Annotated in this window: 19 protein-coding genes; 12 read left to right on the plus strand and 7 right to left on the minus strand. The window is 68.0% G+C overall.

The genetic code is table 11. From position 1 onward, the window contains the following. Positions 1-8: 8 nt before the first annotated feature. Positions 9-941 (minus strand): alpha/beta hydrolase, encoded by a 933-nt coding sequence (locus DFLDMN_RS21785; RefSeq protein ID WP_423199946.1) that lies wholly within the window; start codon positions 939-941, stop codon positions 9-11. A 116-nt stretch (positions 942-1,057) separates the two neighbouring features. On the opposite strand from DFLDMN_RS21785, the gene DFLDMN_RS21790 reads away from it, so the two are divergent. Then, positions 1,058-1,291, plus strand: coding sequence for a hypothetical protein (locus DFLDMN_RS21790; protein WP_423199947.1), 234 nt, complete (start codon positions 1,058-1,060; stop codon positions 1,289-1,291). Here DFLDMN_RS21790 and DFLDMN_RS21795 read toward each other — a convergent pair whose 3' ends face one another. Together DFLDMN_RS21795 and DFLDMN_RS21800 are read right to left on the minus strand one after the other, a co-directional pair. Then, positions 1,292-1,699 carry a VOC family protein gene (locus DFLDMN_RS21795; protein WP_423199948.1) on the minus strand — a complete coding sequence of 136 codons (408 nt, stop codon included), beginning with the start codon at positions 1,697-1,699 and terminating at the stop codon, positions 1,292-1,294. A gap of 32 nt (positions 1,700-1,731) precedes the next feature. Then, positions 1,732-2,721, minus strand: a complete 990-nt coding sequence (locus DFLDMN_RS21800) for a LysR family transcriptional regulator (RefSeq protein WP_423199949.1) — start codon at positions 2,719-2,721, stop codon at positions 1,732-1,734. 128 nt (positions 2,722-2,849) lie between these two features. On the opposite strand from DFLDMN_RS21800, the gene DFLDMN_RS21805 reads away from it, so the two are divergent. The 4 genes from DFLDMN_RS21805 (at position 2,850) to DFLDMN_RS21820 (ending at position 6,888) form a co-directional block, all read left to right on the plus strand. Beyond that, positions 2,850-3,635, plus strand: coding sequence for an SDR family oxidoreductase (locus DFLDMN_RS21805; RefSeq protein ID WP_423199950.1), 786 nt, complete (start codon positions 2,850-2,852; stop codon positions 3,633-3,635). 108 nt (positions 3,636-3,743) lie between these two features. Beyond that, on the plus strand, positions 3,744-4,466 hold the full coding sequence (locus DFLDMN_RS21810; protein WP_423199951.1) for a ribonuclease activity regulator RraA: 723 nt from the start codon (positions 3,744-3,746) through the stop codon (positions 4,464-4,466). 93 nt (positions 4,467-4,559) lie between these two features. Then, positions 4,560-5,558 (plus strand): Bug family tripartite tricarboxylate transporter substrate binding protein, encoded by a 999-nt coding sequence (locus DFLDMN_RS21815; RefSeq protein ID WP_423199952.1) that lies wholly within the window; start codon positions 4,560-4,562, stop codon positions 5,556-5,558. 16 nt (positions 5,559-5,574) lie between these two features. Then, positions 5,575-6,888: an alpha-hydroxy-acid oxidizing protein gene (locus DFLDMN_RS21820; RefSeq protein ID WP_423199953.1), complete on the plus strand. Its 1,314-nt coding sequence runs from the start codon at positions 5,575-5,577 to the stop codon at positions 6,886-6,888. Here DFLDMN_RS21820 and DFLDMN_RS21825 read toward each other — a convergent pair. Together DFLDMN_RS21825 and DFLDMN_RS21830 are read right to left on the minus strand one after the other, a co-directional pair. Continuing rightward, entirely contained in the window at positions 6,876-7,193 is a 318-nt protein-coding gene (locus DFLDMN_RS21825; protein ID WP_423199954.1) for a YnfA family protein, read from the minus strand. The two genes, DFLDMN_RS21820 and DFLDMN_RS21825, sit on opposite strands and share 13 nt — an antisense overlap. Then, entirely contained in the window at positions 7,190-8,248 is a 1,059-nt protein-coding gene (locus DFLDMN_RS21830; RefSeq protein WP_423199955.1) for a 5'-nucleotidase, read from the minus strand. The genes DFLDMN_RS21825 and DFLDMN_RS21830 overlap by 4 nt, the downstream gene beginning before the upstream one ends. 279 nt (positions 8,249-8,527) lie before the next feature. Between DFLDMN_RS21830 and DFLDMN_RS21835 the strand changes: the two genes are divergently transcribed. Beyond that, positions 8,528-8,776 carry a DUF4148 domain-containing protein gene (locus DFLDMN_RS21835; protein WP_423199956.1) on the plus strand — a complete coding sequence of 83 codons (249 nt, stop codon included), beginning with the start codon at positions 8,528-8,530 and terminating at the stop codon, positions 8,774-8,776. Between the two features lie 91 nt (positions 8,777-8,867). On the opposite strand, the gene DFLDMN_RS21840 is transcribed toward DFLDMN_RS21835, so the two are convergent. Then, positions 8,868-9,809 (minus strand): LysR family transcriptional regulator, encoded by a 942-nt coding sequence (locus DFLDMN_RS21840; RefSeq protein WP_423199957.1) that lies wholly within the window; start codon positions 9,807-9,809, stop codon positions 8,868-8,870. 144 nt (positions 9,810-9,953) lie between these two features. On the opposite strand from DFLDMN_RS21840, the gene DFLDMN_RS21845 reads away from it, so the two are divergent. The 6 genes from DFLDMN_RS21845 to DFLDMN_RS21870 all read left to right on the plus strand — a co-directional run bounded on the left by DFLDMN_RS21845 (position 9,954) and on the right by DFLDMN_RS21870 (position 17,172). After that, the gene (locus tag DFLDMN_RS21845) at positions 9,954-11,786 is read left to right on the plus strand and encodes a gamma-glutamyltransferase family protein (protein WP_423199958.1); all 1,833 of its coding nucleotides are present in this window, start codon (positions 9,954-9,956) and stop codon (positions 11,784-11,786) included. An 86-nt stretch (positions 11,787-11,872) separates the two neighbouring features. Continuing rightward, positions 11,873-12,850 carry a Bug family tripartite tricarboxylate transporter substrate binding protein gene (locus DFLDMN_RS21850; RefSeq protein ID WP_423199959.1) on the plus strand — a complete coding sequence of 326 codons (978 nt, stop codon included), beginning with the start codon at positions 11,873-11,875 and terminating at the stop codon, positions 12,848-12,850. Positions 12,851-12,876: 26 nt separating this feature from the next. Beyond that, positions 12,877-13,392 (plus strand): GAF domain-containing protein, encoded by a 516-nt coding sequence (locus tag DFLDMN_RS21855; RefSeq protein ID WP_423199960.1) that lies wholly within the window; start codon positions 12,877-12,879, stop codon positions 13,390-13,392. Between the two features lie 324 nt (positions 13,393-13,716). Next, positions 13,717-15,381, plus strand: coding sequence for a methyl-accepting chemotaxis protein (locus DFLDMN_RS21860; protein ID WP_423199961.1), 1,665 nt, complete (start codon positions 13,717-13,719; stop codon positions 15,379-15,381). Further along, positions 15,378-15,518 carry a hypothetical protein gene (locus tag DFLDMN_RS21865; protein ID WP_423199962.1) on the plus strand — a complete coding sequence of 47 codons (141 nt, stop codon included), beginning with the start codon at positions 15,378-15,380 and terminating at the stop codon, positions 15,516-15,518. The genes DFLDMN_RS21860 and DFLDMN_RS21865 overlap by 4 nt, the downstream gene beginning before the upstream one ends. Positions 15,519-15,774: 256 nt before the next feature. Continuing rightward, positions 15,775-17,172 (plus strand): hypothetical protein, encoded by a 1,398-nt coding sequence (locus DFLDMN_RS21870; RefSeq protein WP_423199963.1) that lies wholly within the window; start codon positions 15,775-15,777, stop codon positions 17,170-17,172. Between the two features lie 31 nt (positions 17,173-17,203). Here the strand turns inward: DFLDMN_RS21870 and DFLDMN_RS21875 are convergent, their stop codons facing one another. Continuing rightward, positions 17,204-18,577, minus strand: a complete 1,374-nt coding sequence (locus DFLDMN_RS21875; protein ID WP_423200535.1) for a D-serine ammonia-lyase — start codon at positions 18,575-18,577, stop codon at positions 17,204-17,206. Between the last annotated feature and the right edge of the window lie 94 nt (positions 18,578-18,671).

Here is an 18,671-nt window from a genome sequence, read left to right on the forward strand (position 1 = left end):
CCGCGATTCTACCGTGCCGCGGGCAGCGGGAGCGGATCGCCGGCGTCGCTGTGGTCGGCCGGCGGCGCCTGGCGCACCCGCGCGGGCGGCGTCTGCGGCACCTGCTGGGCAAATGCGCACAGCGCCAGCCAGGTTTCCTGGCGTTCGATGATGGTGAAGTGGTCGGTGCCGTCGATGGTCTGCAGCGCCACGGGACCCGGCCACGCGGCAATCAGCCGCTCCGAGCATTCGTGGGGGACCACCGCGTCGGTCTCGGCCAGCAGCACCTTGGTACTCTGCACCACCTTCTTGCAATGCGAGATCGAGTCGAAATGGTGTCGCATCAGCTGGCGCAACGGCACCAGCGGAAAGCGCTTGCGCACGATTTCCAGCAGCGAATCGTAGGGCGTGATCAGCTGCAGGCTTTCAAAGTCCTGCAGGTCGGCCAGCTGGATCGCCACGCCGGTGCCGAGCGAGCGGCCCACCACGTGTACGCGCACGCCCGGAAAGGCGCGGCGGATATGCAGCAGGAACTGGCTGGCGTCGGCCACGGCGGCGGCTTCCGACGGCATGCCGTCGGAATGGCCGAGGCCGCGATAGTCGAAGGTGGCGAAGCCCATGCCGGGCGGCAGCCATTTGACGTACTGGAGCGTGTCGAGGACATCCTCGCCACGGCCGGGCAGGTAGAACAGCAGGTCCTGTACGACGCCGCCGCCACTGCCGCCATCATCGCCATCATCGCCGGCGTGATAGACGTAGCCGCGCAGCATGCCGCCCGGCACGGTGTGGGAATAGGCCAGGATGCCCTCGGGCAGGTCGCGCGGCGGGCGGCGGCGCGCATCGAACAGCAGGCGCTCCTGGTTGACGGCAAGGTAGGTCCAGTAGCAGACGAAGCCGCTCGCCGTGAGCAGCGTGGCGGCAAGGCTCTTGCGCAGGATGCCGTTGCGGAGGAGTGAGGTCATGAAGCCCGTTTCTTGTCACTGGTCTGGTCAGACCGCGCGGCGGCCGCGCAAGTTCTTGTACGATACGCGCTTTGACGCATCTTCAGCATACGAGAGGGCCAGCGAGGAGGCCAGCCATGGACGATCAGCAAAAGCGCGCCGAGGAGGCGCAGGCAATGGAACAGGTGGTCAATGCCACGCGCCAGGTACAGGTGGCGTTCAACGCGTTGCAGGGCCACTATCCCCCGCAGGGCAACGGCAAGCCGTCCAAGCTCGCCCTGCAGACCTTCGACGCCGCGCTGCAGGCGCTCGAAGACGCGCAGGCCACGTTCGACGAGATGCTCAACGATCTGCTCGACGGCAACCGCTGATCACCGCGCCGCATAGCTGGCCACCTCGACCAGGTTGCCGTCCGGATCGCGGCAATAGACCGACGTGATGGGCCCGAGCGCGCCGGTGCGCTGGACCGGGCCCACCTCCACCGGCACTTCGTGCGCAAGGAAATGCGCGACCACCTCGTTGGGCAGCATCCGCGTGATAAAGCACAGGTCGTCGCTGCCGGCGGTCGGATGAACGCCGGTGAACCACGCCACCGTATCTTCGCCCACCGGCCGCAGGTTGATCTTCTGCTGCCCGAAGCTGACCGCGACGCGCGGGCCGGTGCGCGACTGGAAGTCCTCGCGCTGCATGCCGAGCACGCGCTGATACCAGGCGGCGCTGGTTTCCACGTCCTTGACGTTGAGGACGACATGGTCGATGCGGTCGATGGCGAGCGTCATGCGGGTCTCCGTCTCCAGGCTAGGGATGGAGGCTACTTTACACGAGCCGCCACCGGGCCGCCCCTGGCCACGGCGTCCCCCTTGGCTGTGGTGTCCCCTTTCGTGGTGTCCCCCTTCGTGGCGTTCCCCTTCGTGGCGTCCCCCTTGGTGGCGTCGCCCTTGGCCGTGGCGTCCTCCTTGACCATCGCCTCGAACAATCGCGCGTACTGCGACTGCCGTGGCCACACGATACCGAGCCGCCGTTCCAGCCGCCGCCCCGGCAATGCCAGCTTGGCCACCGTGGGCGGCACCGCCGCGGCCTGGTAGCAGTCGGGTACCAGCGACACGCCCAGCCCCATGCCGACCAGCAGCAGGATGCCGTCCGGCGAATCCAGTTCGAAGCGCTCCTGCGGCTGCAAGCCGCGCTCCTGCAGGTATTGCTCGCCGAGCAGTCCGCCCCAGGTGCGGCGGTCGTAGCGGATCATCGGCTGCCCCGCGAGCAGCGTGTCGGTGTCGACCCCGGCCAGCGCCCTGGGCGCCAGCAGGATCAGCGGCTCCGTGCGCAGCGTGTGCCAGACGTAGGTCTTGGGCAGCCGGAACGGCGGCTCCACCAGCAGTGCCGCGTCGACCTTGCCGGTCACCACCTGGTGATAGAGATCGTGCGAGGTACCGAGCTCCATGGTCGCGTCGAGGCGCGGATGCTGGTGCGCGATATACGCGAGCAGGTCGGGCAGGACATTGGTCAGCGCGGTGCGGATGGTGCCGATGCGCAGGCCGCCCGGAAAGCCTTCGGTCGAGACCGCCATTTCCAGCTCGCGCACGTCGCGCTGGAAACGCCGGGCCCGCGCCAGCAGGCGGGCGCCGGCCTCGGTCAGCCGCACGAAGCGCCCCGAGCGCGTCACCAGCGGCGCGCCCAGCTCGCGCTCGAGCGCGCGCAGGCGCTGCGCCAGCGCGGTGGGGGTGATATTGACGCGCCGCGCGGCCTCGGCCATGGAGCCGCATTCGGCCACCATCACGAAGGTATCGATAAAGCGTGTATCCATGGCGGAGGAGAAAGTAAAGACGGTGGGAATCCACAAAAAGTGGATTCTGAACGCTAGAAAATCCAATTGTCTTTGAGTTTCCGTCTCCTCACAATGCCTGACACACATACCTGCAGACGGATGGAGACATGGATCTCGGCATTGGTGGCAAGACCGCTCTCGTGCTCGGCGCGGGCGGCGGACTCGGCGGCGCGATTGCGCGCACGCTGGCGCGCGAAGGCGTCAAGGTGGCGGTGGCCGATATCGACGGCGAGGCGCTTGCCCCGGTGGTGGCCGATATCGAGGGTGCCGGCGGCAAGGCGCTGGCGCTGCCGTGGGATCTTGCCGACCTCGGCGTGATCGCGGCGCGCATCGCGCAGATCGAGGCCACGCTGGGTCCGGTCGACATTCTCGTCAACAACACGGGCGGCCCGCCGCCCACACCGGTCTCGGGTCAGGGCGCCGACGTGTGGCAACGCTGGTTCCAGGCGATGGTGCTGTCGGTGATCTCGATCACCGACAGCGTGCTGCCCGGCATGCGCGAACGCAAGTTCGGCCGCATCATCACCAGCACCTCGTCGGGCGTGATCGCGCCGATTCCCAACCTGGGCCTGTCCAACGCGCTGCGCACCTCGCTGCTGGGCTGGTCGAAGACCCTCGCGCAGGAAGTGGGGCGCGATGGCGTGACCGCCAATATCGTGCTGCCCGGCCGCGTGGCCACGCCGCGCATCCAGTTTCTCGACGAACAGAAGGCCGGGCGCGAAGGGCGCGACGTGGCCGAGGTGCGCGCCCAGAGCATGGCGTCGATCGCGCTGGGCCGCTATGGCGAGCCGCAGGAGTACGCCGACGTGGTGACGTTCCTGGCCAGCGCGCGCGCCGCCTATGTCACCGGGTCGGTGGTGCGCATCGATGGCGGCCTGATCGCCAGCATCTGAGCCCCGAGCGGCGTCCACCACCGGCGTCGACCACCGGCGTCCACCACCGGCGTCCACCACCGTGGCCCATTCCCTATCTTCCATACCCATCCTCAGGAAGGAGCTCCCATGTCCATCGAAGTCCAGCCGTTGAATCCCCGCACGATCGAGGTGCTGTCGAAAGTCACTACCGCGACGCTGACGACCGTGCTGCTCAAGAAGGGCCTGCGCAATGTGTGGATGCGCGGCGCCTTGCCGATGCGCGACGACAGCCCGCGCCTGGTGGGCCGCGCCTTCACGTTGCGCTTTGTGCCGGCGCGCGAAGACCTGGCCACGCCGGCCTCGTGGTCGTCGCCGATCTCGACGCGCGCCGCCATCGAGGACATGCCGGAAGGCTGCATCGCGGTGGTCGACGCGATGGGCGTGACCGACGCCGGCATCTTTGGCGACATCCTGTGCTCGCGCATGAAGAAGCGTGGCGTGGCCGCGCTGGTGACCGATGGCGTGGTGCGCGATGTGGAAGGCGTGCGCGGCACCGGCCTGCCGGTCTGGTGCAGCGGCGTGGCCGCGCCGCCGTCGGTGGCGGGCCTGACTTTCGTGGCCTGGCAGCAGCCGATCGGCTGCGGTGGTGTGGCCGTGTTCCCGAACGACGTGGTAGTGCTCGATGGCGACGGCGCCGTGCTGATTCCCGCCGCCCTGGTCGACGAGGTCGTCGACGAAGCCGCGGAACAGGAGCGTCTGGAGGGCTGGATCATGCAGCAGGTGGAAGCCGGCGAGGCACTGCCGGGCCTGTATCCGCCCAACGAGGAGAACAAGAAGCGCTACCAGGCGTGGCGCGACCAGCAGAAGTAACGCATTGCCGCAGTCACGCTTCCAGGCGTACCGCTTGACGGGTCGGGCAGCCGCGTGCGGTGCGGCTGCCATCAAACAACAACGGGGACAACCATGACACGACACACTTCCGGCATCGGCCGCCGCCGCTTCCTGACCACCACGCTCTGTGCCGGCCTCGCGCTGGCCACCACCGGCGGGCACGCGGCAACCGACTATCCCAACAAGCCCGGCACGCTGCTGGTCGGCTTTTCCGCGGGCGGCGCGGTGGACCAGGTGGCGCGGTTGCTGGGGCAGGGCCTTGGCAAGGAACTCGGCCAGCCGTTCGTGATCGAGAACCGCGCCGGCGCCACCGGTACCATCGCCGCCGAGGCCGTGGCCCGCGCCAGGCCGGACGGTTACACGCTGCTGCTCGGCACGCAGTCCACCATGGTGGTGGCCCCGGGCATGTATCCCAAGCTGCGTTTCAGCCCGGTCAAGGATTTCACGCCGGTGTCGCTGATCGCGTCGGTGCCGCTGGTGCTGGTGGTGCATCCGTCGCTGCCGCTGCATACGGTGCAGGACGTCATCAAGTACGCGCGCGAGAAGAATGGCGCGCTCAACTATGCCTCTTCCGGCCCGGGCGGCCCGCAGCACGTGGCGATGGAGCTGTTCTCCACCATGGCCGGCGTGCAGATGGTGCATGTGCCGTACAAGGGCGAGTCCAACGCGATTGCCGATGTGCTCGGCAACCAGGTGCCGCTGATGTTCAGCAACCTGCCGACGCTGCTGCCGTATATCCGCAGCGGCAAGCTGCGCGCGATCGCGGTATCGAGCCTGGAGCGCGCGCCCAGCGCGCCGGGTATTCCGACGGTGTCGGAGTCGGGGCTCAAGGGCTTCGAGGCGCTGACGTGGTTCGGGCTCTACGCCCCGGCCGGCACGCCCGCCGACGTCGTGCAGAAGCTCGAGAAGGGCGTGAAGGTGGTCACTTCGGACAAGGAGACACGCGAGAAGATGGTGGCGCAGGGCATGAAGGTGGAAGCCACCGACAGCGCCACCTTCAAGCAGTACATGGCGTCGGAAAGCGTCAAGTGGGGCGATCTGATCCGCAAGTCGGGCATCAAGCCGGAATAACCGGAAGGAGGCGGGCATGCTGTGCCTGGATGACTTTGAGGCGGCCGCCCGCCGCCGCTTGCCGGCGCCGGTGTTCGGCTATATCGCGGGCGCCGCGGAACGGTATCGTTCGTTTCACGGCAACCGGAGCGCCTTCGACGAGATCGCGCTGGTGCCGCGCGTGCTCGTCGATATCTCGCGGCGCTCCACCGCGGCCACGTTGTTCGGCCGCGAGTATGCGTCGCCGTTCGGCATCGCGCCGATGGGCCTGGCGGCCCTGTCGGCGTATCGCGGCGATCTCGTGCTGGCGCAGGCCGCCGCGCAGGAGAACGTGCCGATGATCATGAGCGGGTCGTCGCTGATCCCGCTCGAACAGATCGTGCAGACCAACCCGGAGGCATGGTTCCAGGCCTATCTGCCCGGCGACGAAGCCAATATCGTCGCGCTGATCGAGCGCGTGAAGCAGGCCGGCTATCGCACGCTGGTAATCACTGTCGACACCCCGGTGCCGCCCAATCGCGAGAACTATGCGCGCGCCGGCTTCTCGGCACCGCTGCGGCCGAGCGTGCGGCTGGCCTGGGAGGGGCTGACCCATCCGCGCTGGCTGTTCGGCACGTTCCTGCGCACGCTGCTGCGGCACGGCATGCCGCATTTCGAGAACAACTACGCGCGCCGGGGCGCGCCGATCCTGTCGCCCAACGTGCAGCGCGATTTTTCCGATCGCGGTCACCTGAACTGGCGCCACTTTGCCCAGATCCGCGCACTGTGGCCCGGCACGCTGGTGATCAAGGGCATTCTCGATGCGCGCGATGCACGCATCGCGGTGGACGCCGGCGCCGACGGTGTCATCGTGTCCAACCATGGCGGCCGCCAGCTCGACGGCGCGGTGGCGCCGCTGCACGTGCTGCCGCGGATCGTGGCGGCGTGTCCCGAGGTACCGGTGATGCTCGACAGCGGGGTGCGCCGCGGTACCGATGCGCTCAAGGCGCTGGCGCTCGGCGCACGTTTTGTCTTTGTCGGGCGGCCGTTCTGCTATGCCGCGGCCGTATCCGGCCTGCCGGGAGTGCGGCAGGCGATCGTGCTGATGAAGCAGGAGATCTCGCGCAATATGGCGATGCTGGGGGTGACGTCGCTCGCCGAGGTCGACCGCGGCTTGCTGTGGGGCGCGGGCGCACCGGGCGGCTGTGGTGAATCGGGTAGCCCTGGTGAATCGGGTAGCCGTGGGGAATCGGCTGGCCGTGGGGAGTCGGGCGTCCCGGGTGAATCGGGCGGACCGGGAGCGGTGGCGGGCCACGGACGGCCCGGCGCGCGGGACCTCGCCGCCAGGGCGCTCGCCGCTCAGCGCGGCTGAAACACGATGACGGCCATGCCGGCCAGCGCTACCGCTACGCCGGCAAGATCCCACGGCGTCGGCCGCACGCCATCGACCAGCCACAGCCAGCAGATCGCCACTGCGATATAGACGCCACCGTACGCGGCATAGACGCGGCCCGAGGCGTCCGGATGCAGGGTGAGCAGCCACGCGAATACCGCGAGCGAGGCCGCGCCCGGCACCAGTACCCAGGCGCCGGCGCCCTGGCGTAGCCACAGGTAGGGCAGGTAGCAGCCGACGATTTCCGCGAGCGCGGTCAGCAGATAGAGCGCGACCGGCTTCATGCGCTCTCGCCCACCTTGCCGTCCCTGCCCACGACCTTGCCCACGACCTTGTCCGCTCCTTTGGCCCCCCTTGCAACCGTGGCCACCTTGGCGTTGCCGTCGACGCGGGGCACGGCCGGGCGCTTGCGCGCGGCGGGGGTCTTCACCGCCTTCAGCAACGGTCCGCCCTTGTAGGGGACATGCCCCGACGGTACCACCACGGCCGCGCTTTGCACGTGAAATTCCTGGTCGTCGAAGAACATATGCGCGCCGAAGGCGCGCAGCACCTGGTCCTTGGCCAGGCCGCCGAGGAAGAACGCCTCGTCGATGGCCACGTTCCACGCGCGCAGCGTATGGATGACGCGCGTATGCGCGGGACTGTTGCGCGCGGTCACGATGGCGATGCGCACCGGGCACGCGCCCGGCGCAAAATGCTGCTGGATCTCCGCCAGCCGCAGCAGCAGCTTGGCGAACGGGCCCTCGGTCATGGCCTTGTGCCGATGGCGCTGCTCATGCCGGATAAACGCCTCGAGTCCCTTCTGCTTGTAGATGCGTTCCGACTCCGCGGAAAACAGCACGGCATCGCCATCGAAGGCAATGCGGATCTGTCCCGCCGGGGCCTGGTAGTCGGGCGGCACGTCATAGAGCTGCGCGGCGGCCACGCCGCCGTCGATCGCGGCCTGCACATCGGAGGCATCGCGCGAGAGAAACAGGTCCACCTTGAAGGCTTGCAGGTAGCGCGCGATGGCTTCGCCGCCGGTGAACGCCGCGCGCGTGATATCGAGCTTGCTGGCCTCGATGGCATTGAAGGCGCGCAGGCCGGTATCGGGCGAATTGCGCGAGATCACCACCACCTCGACCAGGCGCCGGCCCGGAATGGTGTCGTTGAGTTCCAGCAGCGCGCGTACCAGCGGGTAGGCGGTGCCCGGTCGCAGCGGTTCGTCTTCGTGCGCGCGCTGGTACGCCGAATAGGCGGCGACTCCCTCGTTGCGGTAGATGCCGTTCTCCAGTTCCAGGTCGAACAGCGCCCGCGAGGAAATGCCGATCACGAGCTTGTCGGTGAGGTCGTAGGCCATGCGCAAGTATAAGGCGACTGAACCGGCACCGGCGCAATCGCCGTGCGCGGCCGCAAGTCAGGCGGCGAGGGTTTGCCATGCTGGGAATAGATGCGCGGGCGGCGGCGTATACCGGGTATGCGGCGGCCGTATGCGGCGCAGATGGCAACGTAGATGGCGCTAGACCCTAGGCGCTCGACCCAAGGCGCTCGACCCAAGGCGCCCCGCAGCCGGCGCGCGGTAGTCGCGGCCCGGCGCAAGACGCTGTCCTTTACCAACGATCCACTCCAGGAGTCCCTCATGCAGATCCCTTCGCTTTTCCGCATGTTTGCCGCTACCATGCTCGCCGTCGGTGGCGCCATGGCGCACGCGCAGGACATCGGCGGCAACCATCCGCTTACGCGCGCCGAGGTCCAGAACGAGCTGGCGCGGCTCGAGGCCGCCGGCTACGATCCGCATCGCGATAACGCCGATTATCCAGCCGACCTGCAGGCTGCCGAACAACGTCTGCAGGCGCTGCGGCAGGGCAACCCGCTGACCATGAATTAAACCGCGGTAGCCCCCGTCCACGCCGGCCCGCCTGGGGGACGACCGGGAGGTACCGGTCAACCGGCGCCGCGACGGCATCGTCCTGACACGCTCAGGCGGCCACGCGGCGCAGTTCGGCCACCAGCGCCGCCACCAGTTCGTTCTGCTCGGCCTGGCGGCGCCACATGATGCCCACCGGCGGCAGGTCCCAGCTCAACGTATAGGGCAGGACCGCCGCGCCGCCGCCATCGACGAGCTCGGCCGCGACCGACTTGGGCACGATGGCGATGGTGTCCGGCTGGCTGCGCAGCAGCGTGGCCGTGGTCTTGATCGAATAGGTCTCGACAGTCGGCAGCGGCGGCGCCACGCCCGCGATGGCGAACATCGTATTGATGGTCCGGCGCACCGGCGTATGCGGCGGCGGCAGGATCCAGTCCAGTTCCGCCAGGCGCTTCCAGTCGAGTTCTCCGCGCGACAGCCGCGCCGCCGCGGCGGCCGGCACCACCAGCACGGGCTCTTCGCGATAGAGCGGCTGCTGCACGATATCCTCGCCCGGCACGTAGAACGAGCGCACGATCACGCAGTCGAGTTCGTGCAGGCGCAGCGCGTTCACCAGCTCATCGGTGGTGCCTTCGCGCACCAGTACCGACACGCGCGGCTGCTGGCCCAGGCCATAGGCGCAGGCGGCGTCGAGCACGGGCCGCGACACGTACGGAATCACGCCCAGACGCAGCCGGCCGCGCAGGCCGGCGTCGATCACGGTCAGCTCCCGGCCCAGCGACTCGGCTTCCGCCAGCGCCACGCGGGCATGATTGAGCACGGCCACGCCGGTGGCGGTAGGCTCCAGCCCGCGCCGTGTGCGTTCGAACAGCGGCGCCATGAAGATGTCCTCGATCTCGCGCAGCGCCTTGGTCACGGCGGGCTGGGACAGGTTCAGCTCGGCCGCCACCCGCGACACCGAGCGTTGCCGTTCCAGCGCGAGCAGCAGGGGCAGATGGCGCAGCCGCAGGCGCGAGACCACGTTGTGCAGCAGTTTGTCGGACGAGAGGGGCATGGTGGTCCGGGAAGGGGGGCAGATAAAGGCTGGCGCGAGGGCATAACTATAACCAGATGGTAATGCCACGATAAGAAAATCGCGAGAGCCGGTTATTGCGCAATCCTATACTGACGCGATTGCAACAGCGCCTTCTTCTTGCCCATGTTCACCACTCGCCCGGAAATCGTCGGCACGTTCGGCGTGGCCGCTTCCACCCACTGGCTGGCCACCCAGACCGCCATGAGCGTGCTGGAGCGCGGCGGCAACGCCTTCGACGCGGCGGTGGCCGGCGGCTTTGTGCTGCAGGTCGTGGAGCCGCACCTGAATGGCCCGGGCGGCGAGGTACCGATCCTGTTCTGGAGCGAGCGCGAGCGCGCCATGCGCTCGGTGTGCGGACAGGGCCCGGCGCCCGCGCTGGCAGACCCGGAGGCGTTGCGCGCCATGGGCCTCGAGATGATGCCCGGCATCGGCCTGATGCCCGCCACGGTGCCCGGCGCGTTCGGCGCGTGGCTGACCATGCTGCGCGACCAGGGCACCTGGACGCTGGCCGAGGTGCTGGCGCCCGCCATCCAGTACGCGCGCGAAGGCTTTCCGCTGGTGCCGCGCGTATCGCAGGCCATCCTCGCGGTGCAGTCGCTGTTCCGCGACGAATGGCACAGCTCGGCCGCCACGTGGCTGCCCGACGGCAAGGTGCCGCGTCCCGGCAGCCTGCACACGCTGCCGGTGCTGGCCGATACCTATACCCGCATCGTCGAGACTGCGCAGGCTGTTGGCCATACACGCGAAGCGCAGATCGATGCCGCGCTCGACTGCTGGTATCGCGGCTTTGTCGCGCGGGACATCGATGCGTATTGCCGCACCGAACACGTGCGCGATACCACCGGCGAAAAGCACACCGGCCTGCTGCGCTATGAGGACATGTCCGGCTGGGCGCCTACCGTGGAAGCGCCGGTGACGATGGACTTCGGGCGCTATACCGTGGCCAAGTGCGATATCTGGAGCCAGGGCCCGGTCTTCCTGCAGCAGCTCGGCATGCTGCGGCATGCGGGGCTGGAAGCGCATGCGCCGACCTCGACCGAATTCGTGCACCGCATCGCCGAGGCCGCCAAGCTGGCCATGGCCGACCGCATGGCATGGTATGGCGATCCGGCCTTCGTGCCGTCGCAGCTGGCCGCGCTGCTCGATCCCGAGTACCTCGCCGCGCGGGCCCTGCGCATCGGCGCGCGCGCGGCCACCGCGATCGATGCCGGTACGCTGCGCAACGGCATGGCACCGCGCCTGCCGGACCTCGGCGTGGCCGAGCGCACGTTGCGCAGCGCCGATACGCGTTTTGGCGTGGGCGAACCCACCTTTGCCTCGCTGCCGCCGGTGACCGAATGGGCCGAGCGCGAACTGTTCGTCGGCGATACCTGCCATATCGACGTGATCGACCGCCACGGCAACATGGTGGCGGCCACGCCGTCGGGCGGCTGGCTGTCGTCGAGCCCGACCATTCCGTCGCTCGGGTTTGCGCTCAACACGCGCCTGCAGATGACCTGGCTGGAGCCGGGGCTGCCCAATTCGCTGGCACCGGGCAAGCGTCCGTGCACCACGCTGTCGCCGTCGATGGCGCTGCGCGACGGCGAGCCGTATATGGCGTTCGGCACGCCGGGCGGCGACCAGCAGGACCAGTGGTCGCTGGCATTCTTCCTGCGTCATGCGGTGCATGGCATGAACCTGCAGGAAGCGATCGATGCGCCGGCCTGGCATATCGACCATTTTCCGGGCTCGTTCTGGCCGCGCCAGACCGTGCTCAATCGCATCAGCGTGGAGGGTCGTTTTCCGGCCGCCACGCTCGACGGTCTGCGCGCACGCGGCCATGAAGTGCGCGTGGGCGAGGACTGGTCGGAAGGCCGCATGTCCGCCGCCACGCGCGAGCGCGACGGCCGCGGCCGGCTGGTGTTACGTGCCGGCGCCAATGCGCGCGGCATGCAGGGGTACGCGGTGGGCCGCTGAGGTTTGCCGCGCTAACGAACGGGGTGTTCATTCAAAAACCGACGGGACGCACGGGGTGTTCCGCACGAAAACGAGGGAGTTGCATCATGAAGTCCGTATTCAAATGCCTGCTGCGCGGCGCCGCCGCGCTGGCCATGTGTGTCGCCACCGCCGCCGGTGCGGCGGACGCGTATCCGAGCAAGCCGATCACGCTGATCGTGCCCTGGGCGGCAGGCGGTTCCACGGACATCCTCGCCCGCGTGCTGTCCGAGCACCTGACCAAACAGCTCGGTCAGCCGGTCATCGTCGATAACCGTCCCGGTGCTTCGGGCAATATCGGCTCCGCGTATGTCGCGCGTTCGCAGCCCGATGGCTATACGTTGCTGATCGGCTCGATGAGCACGCACGCGATGAACCCGGCGCTGATGCCCAAGATGCCGTTCAAGGGGGTGGACGACTTCACGCCGCTGGGCCTGCTCGCCTACGTCACCAACACGATGGTGGTGCACCCATCGGTACCGGTGCACAGCGTGAAGGAGCTGATCGCCTATGCCAAGGCCAACCCGGGCAAGATCGCCTATGCCAGCGCCGGTTCGGGCTCGACCAACCATCTGAGCGCGGTGCTGTTTGCCAAGATGGCCGGTGTGGATATGCTGCACGTGCCTTACAAGGGCGGTGCGCCGGCCGTGGTCGACCTCGTGGCGGGCCAGACCCAGCTGCTGTTCTCGGCCGGCACACAAACGCTGCCGCACGTGAACGCCGGCAAGCTGCGCCTGCTGGCGGTGACGGAAGCCAAGCGCTCGCCGCTGCTGCCGAACGTGCCGACCGTGGCGGAAACGCTGCCTGGCTATGAGCTGTCGGTGTGGTACGGCGCGTTCGGTCCCAAGGGCATGTCGCCGGATCTGGTCAAGCGCCTCAATGCCGAGATCAACAAGGTCATGACGCTGCCCGAGGTCAAGGCCCAGATGGACAAGATCGGCGTGGAAACCTCCACGTCCACGCCGGCCGAGTTCGGCAAGATCCTGCGCCGCGATGCGGACCGCTACGGCAAGCTGATCAAGGAACTGGGTATCCAGGCCGAATGACGGGACTGCATGACGGAACTTGTAGCGTGACCACTGAAATCGCCAATCCCGCGCTGATGGTGGCGCATGTCGACCGGCTGTGCGACGCGCTGCGGCTGGCCGACAGCCCTGCCGCCATCTTCGATGCGGTAGGGCAGGCCACGCTCGAGGTGCTCGGCCCCGGCCTGCTGACCATCAACGCCTGGCATGCCGACACCGCGACCATCGTGCGCCTGTGGTCGTCGGACCCGAGCTCCTATCCGGTCGGCGGCACCAAGCAGAAGGGCGATACGCCGTGGACGCGCCAGTTGCTCCAGCGCGGCGAGGTGTTCGTCGGCGAGGGCGACGAGGCCCTTGCCGCGGTCTTCGACGACATCGCCGTGATCCGCAGGCTGGGCCTGCGCGGCATCGTCAATGTGCCGCTGTGCCAGGGCGGCCGCGTGATCGGCACCTTCAACTACCTGGCCGATATCGAAGCCTGGTCCGGCGCGGAAATCACCGCGCTGCGGCTGCTCGGACAACTGGCGCTACCGGCGGTGGCGGCACTGGCCACCACGGCGTAAATCCTGCCGGCGCGATGGCCGCCCTGCGGCATCCGCGCCCGAAGCGTCGACCAAGGCGCTTTTCTCTGTTCTCCACGCTTGACGCCAGACGGTCCGGGCCATGCCCGGACCGCGCACGGCCGCGCGCCGCGAAAATTGATCCGTGCAAACAACTATTGACCGGGGTATGCCCGAAACGGTCTAGTTTTACTGCGTATAAAAAAAGCCAAGTCTCTCGAAAAACAAAGCTGTCGTGATCGGCAATCCGTGATCGGCTATCTGTGGTCGGGTAGCAGCGGGCTGCCGCTCGTGCGACATGAGCGGATAAATAGTGAGGAGCATCTGATGAGGTTGGCGGATACACGGGTCGGTACACGGCTGGTGGCGGGATTCTTTTTTGTGCTCGTGCTGCTGGCGCTCATCGTCGGCATCGCCTGGTGGCGCCTGCAGGCCAGCTCGGAGGTCATTGCCACGATGATGAACGACGTGCTCGTGAAGGAGCGCCTGGCTTCGGAATGGGCGGCCAGCACCAATGCCAATGGTGCGCGTACCATGATTCTGGTGGAGACCACGGACCCCGTGCGGGAAAAGCAGGTCCAGGGACAGATCAAGCAGACCAGTGCCAGAATCAGCGAGATTCAGAAGACCCTGGAATCGATGGCCGAAAGCCGGGAGGAACGCGAATTCTTTGCCATGATCGCGGCCAGGCGCGGCGCTTATCTGGGCGCGCGCGATCGCGTATTCAAGGAAAAGGCCGTCAACGAGGCGCATGTCCGCGAGCTGATGCATGCGGGGCTGGAGCCGGCCCTGGACGATTATGTGGCCACCATCGGCAAGATGACCGCCTATCATTCGGCGCGCAGCGCCAGCATGAGCGCGGACATTCTGCGTCTGTCGCGGCAGGCGCAGAAGCAGGTGCTGATCCTCGGCGGACTGGCGATACTGCTGGGCCTCGCCATGGCGTTTGTCATTTCCCGCAGTATCAGGCGGCAACTTGGCGGCGAGCCGGCGTATGCGGTCGAGGTGGCGCATCGCATCGCGGCTGGCGACCTCACCAGCACCATCCAGGCAGCGGGCGGCGCCGCCGAGGAAAGCCTGCTGAATGCGATGGCGGCCATGCAGGGAAGCCTGGTTCAGATCGTCGGCGATGTGCGCGGCGGTACCGACACCATCGCCACCGCCTCGAACCAGATTGCCGCGGGCAATCTGGAACTCTCGTCGCGGGCCGAGGAGCAGGCCGCCGCGCTGGAGCAGACGGCGGCGTCGATCGAGGAGCTCACCAGCACGATTCGCCAGAACGCGGAGAACGCCAGACAGGCCAATCAGCTGGCGCAGAGCGCGTCGGCCGTGGCGGTGCGCGGCGGCGACGTGGTCTCGCAGGTGGTCGAGACCATGGGATCGATCAACGCATCCTCGCGCAAGGTAACCGACATCATCGGCGTGATCGAGAGCATTGCGTTCCAGACCAATATCCTGGCCCTGAACGCGGCGGTGGAAGCCGCGCGCGCCGGCGAGCAGGGGCGCGGCTTTGCCGTCGTGGCGGGCGAGGTGCGCGGACTGGCCCAGCGTTCCGCGGCGGCGGCGAAGGAGATCAAGGTGTTGATCGACGACTCGGTGGCCAAGGTCGATCATGGCAACCGGCTGGTCGGCGAGGCCGGCACCACGATGGGCGAGGTGGTAGCTGGCGTCAGGCGCGTAACGGACCTGATGGGCGAGATCACGGCGGCCACGGAGGAGCAGTTCTCGGGCATCGAGCAGATCAACCAGGCGGTGGCGCAGATCGACGAGGTCACCCAGCAGAACGCCGCCCTGGTGGAAGAGGCGTCGGCGGCCGCGCAGTCCATGCGCGAACAGGCCAGTACGCTGGCGCAGGCCGTCAGCGTGTTCAGGCTCGAATCGCACGGACCGGGTACCGACGGGCCGCCACGCGCCTCGCACCCGGACCACGCCAAAGGCCGACACCCTGGAATGACGACACCCGCGCTGCTTTATCGCCGTAGCCGGGCATGAAAGCATTCGGCAAGATGACCGGCCCTGTCTACGTGCCCGGCGGCATGGCAGACGACCGCTATGCCTTCCCTGCGCAGGACACTGCGTTCGTCAGGCGGCTGCCGGCGATGACGCCGGTCGTCGCCAGGCGGAAGTAGCGGCTCCGCTTCGGGCGCGGCGCGATGGTTTCGCGCCGGCGAGTTCGCGCCGGGCCAGGATCGCGATAATCGGCATGCACACACGTTTGCGAGTAGCAGCCTCATGCCAATTCAGCGTTCCGGACCTGGCAGGTCCGACAGTTTGCCGGTAGTCGATCACGCTCTTCAGGCGGACGCGTCGCAGCCGTCACCAGGCCCCGCCGGCCAGCAGCGGCGGCGCTCTGTCGATTCAACGCTTCATGAGCTGCCCACCCGCGTGGGTACGCGTGGGCCCGCGCAGGAGCCGATTCGTGAAGTGCCGCGCGGAGGCGGGCCGTCGAGGCCGGCCGATGTCACGGTGCCGGATGCCCTGGGCGCGCTGCGCCGGGGGTCCGTGCCGACGCTGCCGTCCGTCGCGACGCGGCGCAAGGCATCGCTGCCGTTCAGCGGTTCGCTGGTGGCGTCGCCTTTGACGACGCCATTCGCATCGCCGGCGGGCTCACGCCGACCGTCGCTCGCGCCGGGCCTGAGCGAGAGCAGGCGCAAGCTCATCAGCCTTGCGCTGGCGGAGGATCGTGCCGACTCCGCCGGCAATCCGCGCACGCGCCCCTTGACCGCCATCGAGCAGACCGTGGCCCTGACCTATCTTCTGCCCGACCATGTGCGTGCCATTGGCGAGGCGGCGCGGATCATGAATGTCGCCGTGAGTTTCCGCGAAGCGGGCGCGGAAACCCTCAAGCGATTGAAGGAGGGCGCGATTCCCAAGCCCGCCATGATCAAGGACAAATCGATCAAGCCGAGCAGCCTGAACCAGGCCTACGGCAAGGACGGAGCGCAGCGTCTCCATCAGGCCCGGGCCCTCGATATCGATGGCCTGGTAGGCCGCTGGCACTATCCGGACGAGGAGGAAGGCGGCCACCTGACCGGCTTGTACGTCTTCGATCCGCACAGCGAAAATGCGGACACGAAATTCTCGGTGGTCGACGTCGACGACCAGAATCTGGAGGAGGGGGTGCGCGCCTTCCGGGAGCGACTCGCCAGTGGCCAATCCGGCGTCTGCGGCGACGGTGACATGGGCGACCTTGTGAACAAGTCCGGCAATCGTGGTCCCGTGCCTCATGGTATCGAGGACAGCTATATCGAAGCCTTCAACTTTGCCATCGGCGAGATCGATCCGTTGCGACCGTTTGCCGATCGCGATCGATGGGTGGTCCAGCATGGCCCGCAGCACAACTTCCATGCACACCTCAGCCTCGCCAATCCGGGGGGCGCCGATCCCGGCCTGACCCGCGCGTTGCTGCCGGTGGCGATGTGCGACGGGGGCGTATGGCGCATCATCAGGACCGAGGCCGAACTGGAAACGTTCTATGCCAGCAGCGGGGCGAGGCTGAAGGGCAGCTGGGCCTCGCCCGCGAGCACGCCGACGACCACGCCCACGGTGTCGCGCCAGGGTTCCGTGCCCGGCCTGCTGCCGGACAGCAACTTCACGTTCGGCACCGCGGGCCGGGGCGGTTCCCGCAGGGGGACCGGCGAAGCGCCGCCGGCTACACCAGCGAACACGCAACCGGCAGGCGGCTCGCTATGGAACACCGTCGATCCATTCGGCACCGGCGCGGGACCGAACACGGCGGCGAAGTCGCAAGACGCCGACATACCGCCCGAACAACAACCGTGATGCGAGGACGCCGGGGGCGTGCGGCCTGTCGCTAGCGGCCGGGCGCGCCGTCGTTTGCGCTGAGGACGCGCTGGCCACGCGCCAGGTATGCCGCCATTTCCTCGTCCGGCACCATGCTGCCGCCCGTCGCCCACGCAATATGGGTCGCCTGCGCGGCCAGTGCGGCATCCAGGCCGATGCGCGCGCGATAGTCGGCATACTGCGGCGCCAGCACGCGCGCCATGCCCGGCACGCCGGCGAGCGCGGATGGCTCCAGCAGGATGTCCTCTTCCTGCGCGGTCAGGGCGAGCAGCGCGTAGAGTTCTTCATCGCTGACGGTGTAGTAGCCATCGATCAGGCGCTGCATGGCCTTGCCGACAAAGCCCGACGGGCGGCCGACCGCCAGGCCGTCCGCGGCGGTCACGTTGTCGATGCCGAAGTCCTGCACCGAGATCTCGTCATGCAGGCCCGTATAGACGCCCAGCAGCATGCATGGCGAATGCGTGGGCTCGGCAAACAGGCAATGGACGGCATCGCCAAAGGCCAGCTTGAGGCCAAACGCGACCCCGCCAGGTCCGCCGCCCACGCCGCAGGGCAGGTGGACGAACAGCGGATGCGCGGCATCGACCACGACCCCCGCGTCGCGCAACTGCGTGGCCAGCCGTTCCGCCGCCACCGCGTAGCCGAGGAACAGGTTCCTTGAGTTTTCGTCGTCGATAAAGTGGCAACTGGCATCCTGCTCGGCCTGGCGCCGGCCCTCGGCCACCGCCGCGCTGTAGTCGGCGTCGTACTCGACCACGGTCACGCCGTGCGCGCGCAGGCGATCCTTCTTCCATTGGCGCGCGTCCGCCGACATATGCACCGTCACGCGAAAGCCGAGCGTGGCGCTCATGATGCCGATCGACAGGCCGAGATTGCCGGTGGAGCCTACCGCAATGCTGTACTTGCGGAAGAACGCCCGCGCGGTGTCGCTGTCGAGTCTGGCGTAGTCATCTTCCGGCGTAAGCCAGCCGGCCGCGAGCGCGAGGTCTTCCGCGTGCTTGAGGACTTCATAGATGCCGCCGCGCGCCTTGATCGAGCCCGAGATCGGCAGGTGGCTGTCGAGCTTGAGCCAGAGTTGCCCCGGCAGCGCATTGCCATAGCGTGCGGCCAGCGCGGCCTGGAGACGCGGGACCGCACGCACCGGCGACTCGATGATGCCGCCGGTCGGCGCGGTCTGGGGAAATACGCGCGCGAGATACGGCGCAAAGCGCGCGAGGCGCGCGCTGGCATCGGCCACGTCGGCCTGCGTGAGGCCGACGTCGGGCAACGCTTCGGCCACCGGGCGCACGGCCGGATTGAACCACGCGGCTTCCTCCAGCGCGATCAAGGGCTCGATCAACGGATGGCTTGCCGCCCATTGTTCGACGGACTTACCTGCAATCATCATGTCTCCGCATTGCGATGTGTACTTCCTGTAGCGTCGCGATGCCGTGCCGGGACCGCGCGCTTATCGTGCTCATACCGTGCTCATACCGGGC

The sequence above is a fragment of the Cupriavidus sp. H19C3 genome (assembly GCF_049393815.1).
In the GTDB taxonomy this organism is placed as follows: Bacteria; Pseudomonadota; Gammaproteobacteria; order Burkholderiales; family Burkholderiaceae; genus Cupriavidus.